General features: G+C 73.2%; 7 protein-coding genes. 3 read left to right on the top strand and 4 right to left on the bottom strand.

Translation table 11 applies throughout. The features are described 5' to 3' along the window. Positions 1-355: 355 nt before the first annotated feature. Positions 356-1,777: a PP2C family protein-serine/threonine phosphatase gene (locus ACFWYM_RS18660; RefSeq protein WP_384837724.1), complete on the top strand. Its 1,422-nt coding sequence runs from the start codon at positions 356-358 to the stop codon at positions 1,775-1,777. A gap of 127 nt (positions 1,778-1,904) precedes the next feature. Here ACFWYM_RS18660 and ACFWYM_RS18655 read toward each other — a convergent pair whose 3' ends face one another. After that, positions 1,905-3,398 (bottom strand): hypothetical protein, encoded by a 1,494-nt coding sequence (locus ACFWYM_RS18655; RefSeq protein WP_384837721.1) that lies wholly within the window; start codon positions 3,396-3,398, stop codon positions 1,905-1,907. 233 nt (positions 3,399-3,631) lie between these two features. Here ACFWYM_RS18655 and ACFWYM_RS18650 point away from each other — a divergent pair, with 233 nt between their 5' ends. Together ACFWYM_RS18650 and ACFWYM_RS18645 are read left to right on the top strand one after the other, a co-directional pair. Beyond that, on the top strand, positions 3,632-4,771 hold the full coding sequence (locus ACFWYM_RS18650) for an aminoglycoside phosphotransferase family protein (RefSeq protein WP_384837718.1): 1,140 nt from the start codon (positions 3,632-3,634) through the stop codon (positions 4,769-4,771). 413 nt (positions 4,772-5,184) lie between these two features. Beyond that, on the top strand, positions 5,185-7,212 hold the full coding sequence (locus tag ACFWYM_RS18645) for an N-acetylmuramoyl-L-alanine amidase (RefSeq protein ID WP_384837715.1): 2,028 nt from the start codon (positions 5,185-5,187) through the stop codon (positions 7,210-7,212). A 73-nt stretch (positions 7,213-7,285) separates the two neighbouring features. Here ACFWYM_RS18645 and ACFWYM_RS18640 read toward each other — a convergent pair whose 3' ends face one another. The 3 genes from ACFWYM_RS18640 to ACFWYM_RS18630 all read right to left on the bottom strand — a co-directional run bounded on the left by ACFWYM_RS18640 (position 7,286) and on the right by ACFWYM_RS18630 (position 13,356). Then, positions 7,286-9,514: a glycoside hydrolase N-terminal domain-containing protein gene (locus tag ACFWYM_RS18640; protein WP_384838047.1), complete on the bottom strand. Its 2,229-nt coding sequence runs from the start codon at positions 9,512-9,514 to the stop codon at positions 7,286-7,288. Between the two features lie 280 nt (positions 9,515-9,794). Beyond that, the gene (locus ACFWYM_RS18635; protein ID WP_384837712.1) at positions 9,795-10,295 is read right to left on the bottom strand and encodes a hypothetical protein; all 501 of its coding nucleotides are present in this window, start codon (positions 10,293-10,295) and stop codon (positions 9,795-9,797) included. 118 nt (positions 10,296-10,413) lie between these two features. Then, complete coding sequence (locus ACFWYM_RS18630) at positions 10,414-13,356, bottom strand: ATP-binding protein (RefSeq protein ID WP_384837709.1); 2,943 nt, start codon at positions 13,354-13,356, stop codon at positions 10,414-10,416. Between the last annotated feature and the right edge of the window lie 93 nt (positions 13,357-13,449).

The following is a 13,449-nucleotide window of genomic DNA, read 5'->3' as shown; positions in this document are numbered from 1 at the left end:
CCTGTCCGGCGGATCTTGCCGCGGTCGCGGGCTGTGGCACGCCGCCCTGCCCGCCCTCCCCACTCTTCGCGCCCGTCCCACCGCCGCGCGCACCGCCCGCCCCCATGGCGAGATCCGGACCCCCACATGGGCCCGGCCTCGAAGGGTACGGCGATATTCCAGCCAACTACCCCTGTACGACGCTGACTTGGGACGCCCTTGCCCGGGCCCGGCGACCGAAGGACAAAGGCATATGCCATAAGCACCACCACATCGGGTGTCGCCAAATCCCTTACGGGGCACTCCAGGCTGTGCAAGAGTCTTTAGCGGTCCCTCTCCCCAACCTGGTCGCACCGCACCCTCATCGGAGCACCTCATGCCGTCCCATGTCTTCGCGGACCGCCCTGGAGGCCAGCCGCCCGAGCCCGGAGCGGTCGACGCCCTCATCACGCAGACGCGCCGGCTCCGCGGCGAGGTCGACGCCGTACGGCGCGGGACCAGCCACGAGCGCGACCCGCACGCCCGCTGGCAGCGCGCCCTGTGCGATCTGGCGGTCCATCAACTCAACGATCTCGACGGGCACTTGGCGCAACTGCGGGACGGTCCCACACCGCAGTCCGCGCCCGCCGCGCCGCCGCAGCCCGCCGCCCCCCTGCCGCCGCAGCGCGGCTCCCTGCTCAGCCGCGTGGGCAGCGCGGAGTGGAACCTGCTCAACGACGAGGCCAGTTGGTCCGGTGAGCTCTATCAGATCCTCGGCCGGGACCCCTCCGCTCCCCCGCTCTCGCTCGACGAACTTCCTTCCCTGGTGCACCCCGACGACCAGCCCCGGCTGACCACGATGGTCACGGACTGCCTGATCGACGGCAAACCGATCGACGGCGAGTTCCGCGTCGTACGGCCCGGCGGCGGCGTACGGCAGGTGCACATGATGGGCGAGCCCGTGCTCGCCGCCGACGGCAGCACCGCCTCCATGTGGGCGGTCCTGCGTGACGTCAGCGAACTGCGCCGCAGCCAGCGGGCGGTGCGCGAGACCCGTGACTCGCTGCAACGCCAACGGCAGATCGCGCAGACCGAGCACCGGCTCGCGGTCGAACTGCAGGAGGCCGTGCTGCCCCCGTGGCGCGGCACCCTGCGGTTCCCGCGCGGCGGCCCCGGCGCCCTCGACCTGGCCGCCCACTACCTCCCCTCCTCGACCAGCGCCCTCATCGGCGGCGACTGGTACGACGCGCTCGAACTACCGGACGGACAGACGCTGTTGAGCGTCGGCGACCTCACCGGGCACGGCGTGAGCGTCACCTCGGGCATGGCGATGCTCCTCGGCGCCCTGCGCGGCATGGCCGTCGCCGGGGCCCGGCCCGGCCAACTCCTCGGCTATCTCAACCAGTTGCTCGACACCTCCGTCCAGCCCGCGCTCGGCAGCGCCGTCTGCGGCCGCTACGACCCCGCACTCCGCACCCTCACCTGGGCCCAGGCCGGCCACCCCGCCCCGCTGCTGTTCCGCGACGGGACGGGGCGCACGCTGACCCCACCGGACGGCGTGCTGCTCGGCGCGACCTCCGGCGCGATGTACGGACAGGCCGAGGAGCAACTCGCCCCCGGTGACCTGTTGTTGCTGCACACCGACGGACTGGTGCCCCGGCGCGCCCGGGACGCCGCGCAGAGCAGGCTGCTCGGCCTCGCCCCCCGCTTCGCCCAGGCGCAGTCCGCGCAGGACTGTGTGCGCATGGCCGTCGAGGAGTTCGGCGAGGCCCCGCGCGAGGACGACGCCTGCCTCATGGTCGTCAGGATCGGTACGTAGAGCAGGAATCGGTACGTAGAGCAGGACCCGATGTCCTGGCGCCTGGACGGCCCGATGTCCTGACGGCGCCTGGACGGCGAGGGCCGGACGAGGGCCTTCCCCTCCTACGTGCTGGAGGCCCTCGTCGCTAGGCCCTCGCGGTCCTCCCCGCCCCCTTGGGCGCCTTCGGCAGCGCCAGCTTGATCTCCTCACGCAGGTCCTGGATCTTCGGGTAGCCCGAGTACTGCGCCGTGAGCCGGTACATCTCCCGCAGCCGGTCCCAGGTGCGATGTGAGGAGTTGGCCCCCATCGACACCAGGGCGAGGCGTGCGTAGCGGTCGGCCTGTTCCGGGTCGTCCGCGATGAAGCACGCCGAGGCGAGCGAGATGTAGTCGAAGATCTGCGACCGGTCGTGTCCCTTGGCGCGCAGCTCGATGGCCTCCTTGGCGTGCCGCTGCGCGAGCCCCGCCACGCTCTCGTCGTGGTCGGCGAGCGTGCGGTACACCAGCGCCTGCATGCCGTGCAGATCCGCCTCGTCGAACATCTGCATCCAACTCGGCGGCGGCACATCGCCCTTGTCGGAGATGAACAGGTCCTCCGCCAGACCCAGGGTGCGGCGGGTGGCCTGGCCCTTGCCCATCGACGCCTGCGCCCACGCCTCGATGGTGTAGAGCATCGCCTGGGTGCGGGGCAGCGCCTCCTCGCCCGCGCCCGACTTGGCGAGCTTCATCAGGTCCAGGGCGTCGTCCGGCTTGCCCAGGTGGACCATCTGGCGGGCGGCCCGGGACAGGGCCTCCCCGGCGCGCGGCCGGTCGCCGCCCTCGCGGGCCGCGTGCGCGGCGATCACGAAGTACTTCTGCGCCGTGGGCTCCAGGCCGACGTCGTGGGACATCCAGCCCGCGAGGACGGCGAGGTTGGCGGCGACGCCCCACAGGCGCCGCTGGAGATGGTCGGGGTGACGGTAGGCGAGCATCCCGCCCACCTCGTTGAGCTGGCCCACCACGGCCTTGCGCTGCAGCCCGCCGCCGCGGGCCGCGTCCCAGGCGCGGAAGACTTCGACCGAGCGTTCCAGTTCCTCGATCTCCTGCGACCCGATGGGGGCGGCCTCGTAGCGGTCGGACCCAGCGGGGTCGGCGTACAGGGGATCGGCGTTCGAGGGGGCGTCGGCCACCAGGGCCGGGTCGGTGTGCAGCCAGTCGTGCATGGCGCTGCTGAGTGCGGAGCCTGCGGCAAGCGCAGCGCCCGCGCCCACCAAGCCGCGTCGGTTGAGCATGAGGTCCATTCCCGTGAATTCGGTGAGGACCGCGGCCGTCCGTTCGGGCGCCCATGGCACGCCGTCGGGGTGTTCCACACCCCCGCCGCCGCGCTGTTTACCCAGGCGCCCGTGCCGGACCAGACCAAGATCCTCAATGGTCACGACACGGCCGAGTCGCTCGGTGAACAGCGCCGCCAGCACCCGGGGCACCGGATCGCGCGGGATCTCTCCCATGTCGATCCAACGCCGCACCCGCGAGGTGTCGGTCGCCAGCTGCGGATGCCCCATGGCGGCCGCCTGCCGGTTGACCAGTCTCGCGAGCTCACCCTTGGACCATCCGGCCAGGCCGAACAGGTCCGACAGGCGGGTGTTGGGTTGTCCGTTCACGTCAAGCCCCCAGGTTCTCGGCTGAGTTGACAGTAGCCCTCTGTCAGTTGCTGAGCGACTATTCGCCAGGGTTCGCCAGGGTGCGCCACATGGTGTGCCACGGGCCGACGGGTGTCAGGTAGGAAAGCGCCACCCCGACCCGGCTGCCGCAGGGCATTCCCCAGGGTGCACCCAGAGCGGCCGGGGCGGGAGGCGCAGCAACTCGCTGGCACACGAAGGGATCTGTATCGCCCATGTACGCAGCATCGTCCTCCGTGTCCGCCCCGCCTCGGCCGCTGCACACCCGACCTCAGGGGAGCGGCCCGTACCTGGAGCCCGCGCGACCCGCGACAGGTCCGCTCGGCGCGGGCCGGACCCGTCGCGCACCGGGCCCGGGTGCCCAACCGCTCAGCGGGAGACTCGACTTGTCAGGCCCCCAGGGGGCGCAGCTGCGCACCGCCATCGCGTCGGTGCACCGCATCTGTCCGGAGTTCAACCCCGTCCAGGTGCTGCGCCGCAGCGGGCGCACCGTGCTCCTGGTCGGGACGACAGGACGCAGCACCGCCGTCGCCAAGTGTTTACTGGACCACTCCTCCGTGTGGGCCGAGCGGATCCGGCACGAAATAGCGGCATACCGGTCGTTCGTGCGGCACCGGCCCCCGGTGCGGGCGCCCCGGCTCATCGCCGCCGACCCGGACGACTGCACGCTGGTGATCGAGCGGATGCCCGGGCGGGTGGCGGCACTTCAGCGGCATCCGACCGAGGCCCCCCCGCGCGCGGATGTGCGGGCGGCGGTCGCGGCGATCTGCCGTCTCGGCCAGTGGCGTCCGCCGGCGGAGATGTTCGGCAGGCCGCTCGACTACGGCCGGCGGATCAACCGCTTCCACGAACTGGGCCTGCTCACCGACCGGGACATGGGCGACCTGCAGAAGCTTCTGCACGGCATCGCGCACTCCGTGGGCCACCAGGGCATGTGGCAGTTCAGCCACGGCGACGCGCTCCTGTCCAACATCCTGCTCTCCCCCGCGGGCCCCGTGTTCGTGGACTGGGAGCACGCGGGCTGGTACCTGCCGGGCTATGACCTGGCGACGCTCTGGTCGGTCCTCGGGGACGCCCCGGTGGCACGGCGTGAGATCAGCCAGCTCGCGCAGTCGGCGGGACCAGCGGCTCGGGACGCCTTCCTGGTGAACCTGATGCTGGTCCTGACCCGGGAGATCCGTACGTACGAAACGGCCGTGCAGCGCACCCTGCGCGACCAGACCCCGGCGGCACCGGGCCAGGCCCACCTCGGTGCTGCGCCGTCCGGCGAGGAACAGCGGCTGTTGCTGAGGCGGCTGCACGACGACTGCCAGCTGGCCCGCCGGGCCGTGCGCGCGGCGGTCGGCACTCGCTGACGGGGATGACGGTCCGCGGTACGCCAGGACAGCGGCGTACCGCGGACCTTCGTATGCCCGGCTTCACATGCTCGGCTTCGTACGCGGGCTTTCGTACGCGGGCTTTCGTACGGGCGACTACGCCCGCCTACGCGTACACGCCTCCCCCGAACAGGTGGACCGGACCACTGGCGGCGGGCGCGCGTCTCACATTCTGTCCCACCGGCGGATCAGCGTTTCTGCTGCTCATTGGTCCATGCCACTGACGCGCCGCAGGCGGGCGGCCGCCCCCGGCGAAAACCGCCGGGGGCCGCCCTGACATGGGAAATCCCTTCTCCTGGGCATGATTGACGGATCGTCGGAGAGCCGGTACCACTGACGCACGCCCGGCCCCCGCACGCCCCATTCACGCTCCATCGTCCCAGGAGGCTGCATTGCGAGGATCCGCCACCGCCCGCCCGCACGCCCCGCGCAGACGCACCATCAGGACGGCGGGCGCCCTCGCGTCGGCCGGGCTGCTGCTGCCGCTGCTCGGCGCCGCCCCGTCGAACAGCGCACCCGCACAGGCGTCCTCGGCCTCGGCCGCCTCGTCCGCACGGCTGCAGGGCGCGTTCGCCGCCGCGGCCGCCGAGTACCGCGTGCCGCAGAGCGTGCTGCTCGGCGTCTCGTATCTGCAGTCGCGCTGGGACGACCACGGCGGGGCGCCCAGCGTCACCGGCGGCTACGGGCCGATGCACCTCACCGACGCCCGCACAGCGCTCGCCCGCTCCGCCGGTGAGCACCACGCCGACGGCGACGAGGACCCGAGGGGCGACGCGTCACGTCCCGCCCGCGCGGCCGAGGCCCCCGACGTGAAGGTGCCGAAGGACAGCCAACTGCCCGCCCGGCTCAAGACGTTGCGGCACGCCGCCGAGGTGAGCGGCATCTCCGCGGAGCGGCTGCGCACCGACTCCACCGCCAATGTGCGCGGCGGCGCGGCGCTGCTCGCGGCCGCCCAGAAGAAGCTCGGCAAGGAGCTCAGCGACGATCCGGCCGACTGGTACGGGGCGGTCGCCGCGTTCTCCGGCGCCGACGACCAGGCGACCGCGGCGACGTACGCGAACGACGTGTTCGCCGTGATCCGCGACGGCCAGTCCCGCACCACGGACGCAGGCCAGCGCGTCGCCCTGCCCGCCGAGCCGGGGCTCGCCGAGCCGGACGAGGCACAGCTCCGGCGGATGGGTCTGCGCAAGGCCGCGAAGGGTGAGGCCGAGTGCCCGTCGAGCGTGTCCTGCGAGTGGATTCCCGCGCCCTACGAGGAGTTCAAGGCCCCGGACGGGACGGACGACTACGGCAACCACGACCTCGCCGACCGGCCGAAGAGCCAGAGCATCGACACGATCGTCATCCATGACACCGAGGGCCGCTGGGACGGTGTCCTGAAGCTGGTGCAGGACCCGACGTACGTGTCGTGGAACTACACGCTGCGCTCGACCGACGGGCACATCGCGCAGCACGTGAAGGCCAAGGACGTCGCCTGGCACGCGGGCAACTGGTACGTGAACTCGAAGTCCGTCGGCCTGGAGCACGAGGGCTTCCTCGCCGCGCCCGACACCTGGTACACGGAGGCGATGTACCGCTCGTCGGCGCGCCTGGTGAAGTACCTCGCCAAGAAGTACGGCATCCCGCTGGACCGGCAGCACATCATCGGCCACGACAATGTCCAGGGCACCACCACCGCCACCATCAAGGGCATGCACACCGACCCGGGCCCCTACTGGGACTGGGCGCACTACTTCGACCTGCTCGGCAAGCCCTTCCACCGCTCGGCGGGCCCGGACGGCGGCCTGGTGACGATCAACCCGAAGTACGCGGCGAACCAGCCGGAGTACACGGGCTGCGTCAAGCCGGGCGAGGTCTGTGTGCCGCACGGTTCGAGCGCGGTGCGCGTCCACACCGAGCCGCGTGACGACGCGCCGCTGATCAAGGACATCGGCAAGCACCCGGACGGCAGCGACTCCACGATCGACGTGAACGACACGTCGGCGCGCCTGACCACCGGCCAGCAGTACGCGGTCGCGGAGCGCAAGGGCGACTGGACGGCCGTCTGGTACCTCGGCCAGAAGGCGTGGTTCAAGAACCCGAAGAAGCAGCCGACCGCCGTGGACGCCGAGGGACTTGTCGTCACGCCGAAGGACGGCAGCGCGGACATCCCGGTGTACGGGCGCGCCTACCCGGAGAAGGAGGCGTACCCGAAGGAGGTGCCGGTGCAGACGGTGTCGCCGCTGCCCTACAAGCTCCTCGCGGGCCAGGAGTACGCGGTCGGCGACAAGGTGCCGGGCGAGTACCTGTACGCGCCGACGTTCGACACGAAGCCGCACCGGGTGGTGCGCGGCAAGGACACCTACTACGTGATCCAGTTCGGCGCCCGGATCGCGTATGTGCGGGCCGCCGATGTGAAGGTGCTGCCTTCGGGCACGTAGGCGGCCGCCCCGAACGGTCGGGCCCGGGTCTGCGTGGGGGCAGGCCCGGGCCCGACGTGCGTCTCCGGGCGGGTCACTCGAAGACGTAGCGGCTGCCCGCCCGCGCCTTGAAGGTCCGCGCGCCGCCGCTCAACAGCGTGCAGCGGACGGTGAGTTGGCGGGTGCGGCTCGCGGTGAGGACGACGCGGGCGGCCCGGCCGTCCCTCCAGTCGATGTCGAGGGTGGCGCCGCCGCGGGCGCGCAGTCCGCGCACGGAACCCTGCGGCCAGCTCGCGGGCAGGGCGGGCAGCACCTCGATGACGTCGTGCTGGCTCTGCAGGAGCATCTCGACGACGCCGGACGTGGCGCCGAAGTTGCCGTCGATCTGGAACGGCGGGTGGGTGTCCCAGAGGTTGGGCAGCGTCGAGGACTTGAGCTGTTCGGCGAGCATCTTGTGCGCGTGGTCGCCGTCGCGCAGGCGCGCCCAGAAGTTGACCTTCCACGCCTTGGACCAGCCGGTGCCGCCGTCGCCGCGCGCGGTCAGGGACACCTTCGCGGCGTCGGCCCACTGGGTGCCCGCCTCGATCCGGCGGCCGGGGTGCAGGGCGTAGAGGTGGGAGACGTGCCGGTGGTCGTCGCCCCGGTCGTCGAGGTCGGCCTTCCACTCCTGGAGCTGGCCCCAGGAGCCGACGCGCAGTCCGGGGTCGAGGCGGCCGAGGGCTTCTTCGAGTTCGGTGCGGAAGGCGGCGGAGTCGCCGAGGGTGGTCGCCGCCTCCAGGGTGTTGGTGAACAGGTCGTGCACGATCTGCTGGGCCATCGCGTCGCCCGCGGTGAAGTCGCCGTGTTCGGGCGAGTAACTCGGCGTCACGACCAGCGTGTTGTCGCGCGGGTCGGTGCGGAGGTTGTCGAGCCAGAACTCGGCGGCACCCTTCATCGCCGGGTACGCGGTGGTGCGCAGGTAGTCGGTGGAGCCGCCGAAGCGGTAGTGCTCGTAGAGCTGCGCGGTGAGCCAGGCGGCGGCCTCGGGGAACCAGAAGGCCGTCGACCAGTCGTGAACTCCCGTGAACCCGAAGGGATTCGTCTCGTTGTGGACCACCCAGCCGCGGGAGCCGAACATCTCCTTCGCGGTGCGCTCGCCGGGGGCGCGCAGGGCGGTGACGAAGCGGTCGTAGGGGGCCGTGGTCTCGGGGAGGTTCGCGGCCTCGGCGAGCCAGTAGTTCATCTGGAGGTTGATGTTGGTGTGGTAGTCGGCGGACCAGGGCGGGGTCGTCGACTGGTTCCACACGCCCTGGAGGTTGGCGGGCAGCGAGCCGGGGCGCGAGGAGGCGATGAGGAGGTAGCGGCCGTACTGGAAGAAGAGAGCCTCCAGGGCGCGGTCGGCGGCGGAGGCCCCGCCCGTGTAGCCCTCGAGCAGCTGATCGGTGGGGGTGGCGGCGGGCAGCGCCTGGCCGATGTCGAGGCGCACGCGGTCGAACAGGGCGTGGTGGTCGCGCAGATGGCGGGCGCGCAGCGCGTCGTGGCCGCGGGTGATGGCGGCGTCGACGGTGCGGGTGACCGTGGCGTGCGGGTCGTCTCCCCGGTAGTCGGGGTAGGTGTCGGCGTAGTCGGTGCCCGCCGCGAGGACGAACCAGAGGTGGTCGGCGCCGGTGACGGTGACGCTGCCGTCGGGGTGCGGGGTGAGCGAGCCGCCGTGCCGGCGGACGCGCACCTGTGCCTCGAACTTCAGGCCGTTGTCGGCGAGTTGACCGCGTACGGTGATGCGGTCGCCGTCGGCCTTCGCGGTGAAGTCGGCGCGGGGCGAGGTGTAGCGCAGGGTGCAGGTGACGGCGCCCGGCCGGTCGGCGGTGAGGTGGCCGACGAGCACACCGTCCGGGTACGAGGCGAAGAACTCCCGCGTGTGGCGGGCCTGTTGATGGGTGTACGTGACGGTGGCGAGGGCGTCGGCGAGGTCCAGGGTGCGGCGGTAGTCGGGCCCGGGGGTGTCCGGGGCGCCCTCGAGGTCGAGGTGGAGGTCGCCGAAGGTCTGGTGGGCGCCGTAGCCGCGCTTGGCCTGGCCGAGGCGGGCCGCCACCGCGTCGGGGTCGAGTCTGACCCGGTCGTCGAGGTCGGCGCGGACGGCGTCGAGGGCCCCGGGGCGCGGGGCGCGCCAGTTGCCGAAGTCGTAGCCGTCCTGGGCGCCGGGGCCGCCGGTCCACAGCGTCTTCTCGTTGAACTGGAGCCGTTCGGAGGCGAGGGTCCCGAAGACCATGGCGCCGAGTGCGCCGTTGCCGAGGGGCAGGGCTTCCCGTTCCCAGTCGGCGGCGGGAGCCCCGTACCAAAGCACGAGGTCATCGGATGAATCAGCCCCTGCACTCTCCTCATGCGGAGCTCCGACGGCCTGCCCCGCCGCCGCTCCCGGTGCGCCCAGCGCCCCCACCGCCAGGGCGCCGGTCGCCGCCACCGCTGTCCGCATCGTCGTCCTGCGCGTGATCCCAGGTCTCATGGCCCGTCACGGTAAAAGTCCGATGACTTGCCTGACAAGGCACATGACAAAGCCACCTCTTGGACAGAGGTGGCCGTCGCTTGGACTTCGGGTGGCGGGGTGGGGCTCGGCCCTGGAGGGTTCAGCCCTGCTGGAAGAGCTCGGCGGGCAGCGGCTTCAGCAGGGCGTACAGGTCGTCGGTGATCGGGCGGTCCCAGGCCGCGATCGTCACCAGCACGTTGTCGCTGCGGTCGAACTGCACGCAGGAGATGCGGCTTTCGGAGAGCTTGAGGCGGCGCACGATGAGGAGGTTGTCGCCCTGCATCACCGGGATGTCCTCGGTGGAGACGACGGAGATCTCCTCGTCGTTCTCCAGCGCCAGCAGCAGCTGGGCCACCTCGAAGGGGACCGCGCCCTCGGGGAGGTCGCGGGCCGGGGAGCCCTCCGGCAGATTGCCGATGATCATCGCCGGGCCGCGGCCGCCGAACAGGTCGTAGCGCAGGAACACGCCCTGGCAGCTGCCGTCGGGCGCGGGCAGCAGCCCCGCGCCGAGGTTGCCGGGCCAGTCACCCGGGTCCATGGCCAGGACGTCGAAGTCCGGGCCCGCGGGAGTGGCGGAGCTGCGGCGGCGGAGGAAGGACATGCGCCAATGGTACGTGGCCCGCGCGGGTCGTCGGCGCGGGGGCGGCACCTCGCCCGGGCCTCTCGCCCGGCCCGCCACGGCCCCCGCCCGACCCGGTCCGGGCATCGCGCTCAGCCCGTCACGGCGCCACCTCCGGCCCTCCCGCAGCTACCCCTCCCCCTCCCCCTCCGCGCGCCAGCACCGAGGCCAGCCCGTTCCGGTCCGTGCCCACCTTTCGGTACACCGATGACAGGAGGCGGGTCACCGTCACCTCGTCCGTGTGCAGGGTCTCGGCGACCTCCGCGGCGGACCGGCCGCGGGCCGTGAGCTCGGCGGCGGTCTGTTCGCCGCGGGTGAGCGTGTCCGTCTCGGGGCCGCGCAGCGGGCGGGGGCGGAGCCCGGCCGCCGCGAGCTCGTCGCGGGCTCGCTCCACGAGTCCGTCGGCGCCGCACTGCACGGCGGTGTCGAGCCCCCGGTACAGCGGTTCCGCGGCGTCCTTCGCGCGGCCCGCGCCGCGCAGTTCGCCGCCCAGGGAGACGAGGGCGCAGGCGAGTTCGTACGCGGCCGGGGACCGCTCCAGGTGGCCGACGGACTCCTCGAGGAGCTTGACGCGGGCCGCGGGCGGGGAGACCTCGGCGGTGATGCGCAGCGCCTGGCCCACCGCCGAGGGAGTGGCGAACCTGCGGGCGCGCTGGACCGCGGCGTGCGCGGTGGCGGTGGCGCGCTCGGGGGCCTCCTGGGCCTCGGCGAGCGCGAGGTGCAGCTGCCAGGGGCACCACGCGGGGTTGCGCATGCCGCGCGGGTCCAGGCGGCGGCCCGCGGCGGCGAGTTCGGCCGCCGCGTCCTTGGCGAGGCCGCGCGCGAGGAGCAGTTCGCCGTGCACGGTCTGCGCGTCGGGGAAGACCACGGCGGCGGGGAAGGGCGCACCGAACCCGTAGGTATCCGCCGTGCGCCGGGCTTCGTCGACACGGCCGCGGGCCAGCAGAACCTCGATGAGGATGCCGACCGCGTACCAGTGCGCGGGGGTGCTGGGCCCCACCCGGCGTGCGAGTCCGAGGCCCGCGCGCACGAAGTCCTCGGCCTCCGCGAGCCGGCCGCGCCGGTAGCGGACATACGCGAGGAGGGTGTACGCGAAGGACAGGTGGGCGCCGCGCCAGCCCTGCCGTTCGAAGTCGGCGATCCCGGCGGCGAAGAGCTCCTCGGCGCGCCCCGGCCGGTCCGCGTACAGGAAGGTCAGGGCGACCAGGACGGGCACCTCGAAGCCGCGGTCCTCCTCCGCCCAGCCGAGCCCGCCCACGAGGGCGCGCTCGGCGTGCCGTACGACGGTGGCGGCGGGCTCGGCGCGCAGCATCGCGTCCCAGGCGCGCAGGCCGATGACGTACCGCTCGGTGAGGTCGCGGCCGAGCAGCCGGTCGGCGAGGCGGGCCAGGCGTCTGGAGCGGGCGGGCGAGTCGGGTTCGTCGGCGCGGAAGGCGTCCCACATGAACTGTTCGGCGTGCATGCGCAGGCGCACCCGGGGGTCGCTGGTGACGCGCAGCTCGCGGGCGAGGGTGTCGGACGCCTCGCCGAGGCGGTCGGCGTGGGCGAGGACCTGGGAGAGCCGGTAGACGATGTGGTGGCGCAACTCCGGGTCCTGGAGCGGCTCTTCGAGGGCGGCGCGCAGATGGTTGACGGTGGTGGCGGGCTCGGTGAGCAGGGACGCGCAGCCCAACTCGTAGAGGACGGCGGCGCGGTCGCTCCAGGGCGGGGGTTCGCGCAGGGCGCGGGCGAGGTAGCGGCGGGCCGCCTCGGGGGCACCGGCACGCACGGTCGCGCGGGCGGCCTCGCGCAGTTGCCGCACCACCCAGGCGTCGCCGTCGGGGTGCACCTCGAGGAGGTGGCGGGCCGCGGCCGGGGCGCCGAGCCCGGCGTTGACGACGGTCCAGGCGGCCTGGCCGTGCAGCGCGACGCGCACGCCGCAGGGGATGCCCTGGTAGACGGCGGTGGCGACCAGCGGGTGGGTGAACTCCAGGGTGTCCGCGTCGGTTTCGGGCCCGGCGAGCACGCGGGCGGAGCGCAGCCGGTCGGCGCAGTCCGCGGCCTCGCGCTCGCCGATGCCCGCGACGGAGGCGGCGTGCGCCGGGGAGATGGCGGTGCCGAGCACGGCGCAGGCCCAGGCGAAGCGGACCGTGCTGGTGCCGAGCCGCTCCAGGCGGGCCGCGAGTCCGTTGCCCTTCACGGCGGCGGCCAGGTCCCGCAGGAGTCCGGCCCCGGCCTCGTTGGGCGGCAGGCCCCGGTCGCGGACCTTCGCGGTCAGTTCGACGGCTTCGAAGGGGTTGCCGCCGGTGACGGCCCAGCACTCGCGGCAGAACGCCTCGTCGGCGTGGGCGCCGAGTCCGGCGCGCACCAGGCGGGCGATGGCCATCGCGCTGAGCGGTTCGAGGGCGATGGGGCGGCGGCCGGAGCGGCCGGGCAGCTCCCTGAACTCCTCGGCGTGCACGGGCAGTTCCTCGGGCCGGTAGGCGACGACGAGGAGCAGCGGCAGGGTCTCGGCGCGCGGCGCGAAGGCGCAGAGCCAGCTGAGGGACTCGGCGTCGGCCCAGTGCGCGTCGTCGACGGTGACGACGAGCGGGGCGCGGCGCACGGCGAGGTCGGTGAGCACCCAGTCGAGGCCGTCGCGCAGCCCCTGCGGGTCGGGCGGCGCGCCACCGGTCGGGGCGCACAGGCCGAGGGCGGGGCCCACGATGGCGTACCAACTGCCCAGCGTGGCACGGAGTTCGGCCTCGGTGATCCCGGCGAGGAGCGGCTGGACGAGCTGGCGGGCGACGTGGAAGGCGACGCGCCGCTCCTGGTCGCCGCCGCGCGCGGCCGCGACCGTGCAGCCCTTGGCGGTGGCGGCGCGGCGCGCCTCGGCGAGGAGCGAGGTCTTGCCGAGGCCCGCACGGCCCTCGAAGGCGAGGAGGGCGCCGCGCGGCCGGTCGGGGACCGGCGGGCCGTCGTGCGGGAGCCCGCACAGATCGCTCAACGCCTCGTTCACCGCGGCGAGTTCACGGTCGCGCTCGAAGAGGGTGCGGCGGTCGCTGGTGCGAGGTCGCGGCTCCAAAGGGCACCCCCTGCCACAGTGGTGCGCCGGGCGCGCGCAGCAGGCCACGGCACGCCCCCCGGCACTTCAGCCTACGCCCGCACGGCCCCCGGA

The organism is Streptomyces sp. NPDC059009 (genome assembly GCF_042740175.1).
In the GTDB taxonomy this organism is placed as follows: Bacteria; Actinomycetota; Actinomycetes; order Streptomycetales; family Streptomycetaceae; genus Streptomyces.
This window is presented reverse-complemented; position numbering and strand designations above follow the sequence as displayed.

Excerpts from the sequence above, each read along its gene's own strand:
- ACFWYM_RS18660 (WP_384837724.1), top strand. The coding sequence starts at position 356 with ATGCCGTCCCATGTCTTCGCGGACCGCCCTGGAGGCCAGCCGCCCGAG.
- ACFWYM_RS18650 (WP_384837718.1), top strand. The coding sequence starts at position 3,632 with ATGTACGCAGCATCGTCCTCCGTGTCCGCCCCGCCTCGGCCGCTGCAC.
- ACFWYM_RS18635 (WP_384837712.1), bottom strand. The coding sequence starts at position 10,295 with ATGTCCTTCCTCCGCCGCCGCAGCTCCGCCACTCCCGCGGGCCCGGAC.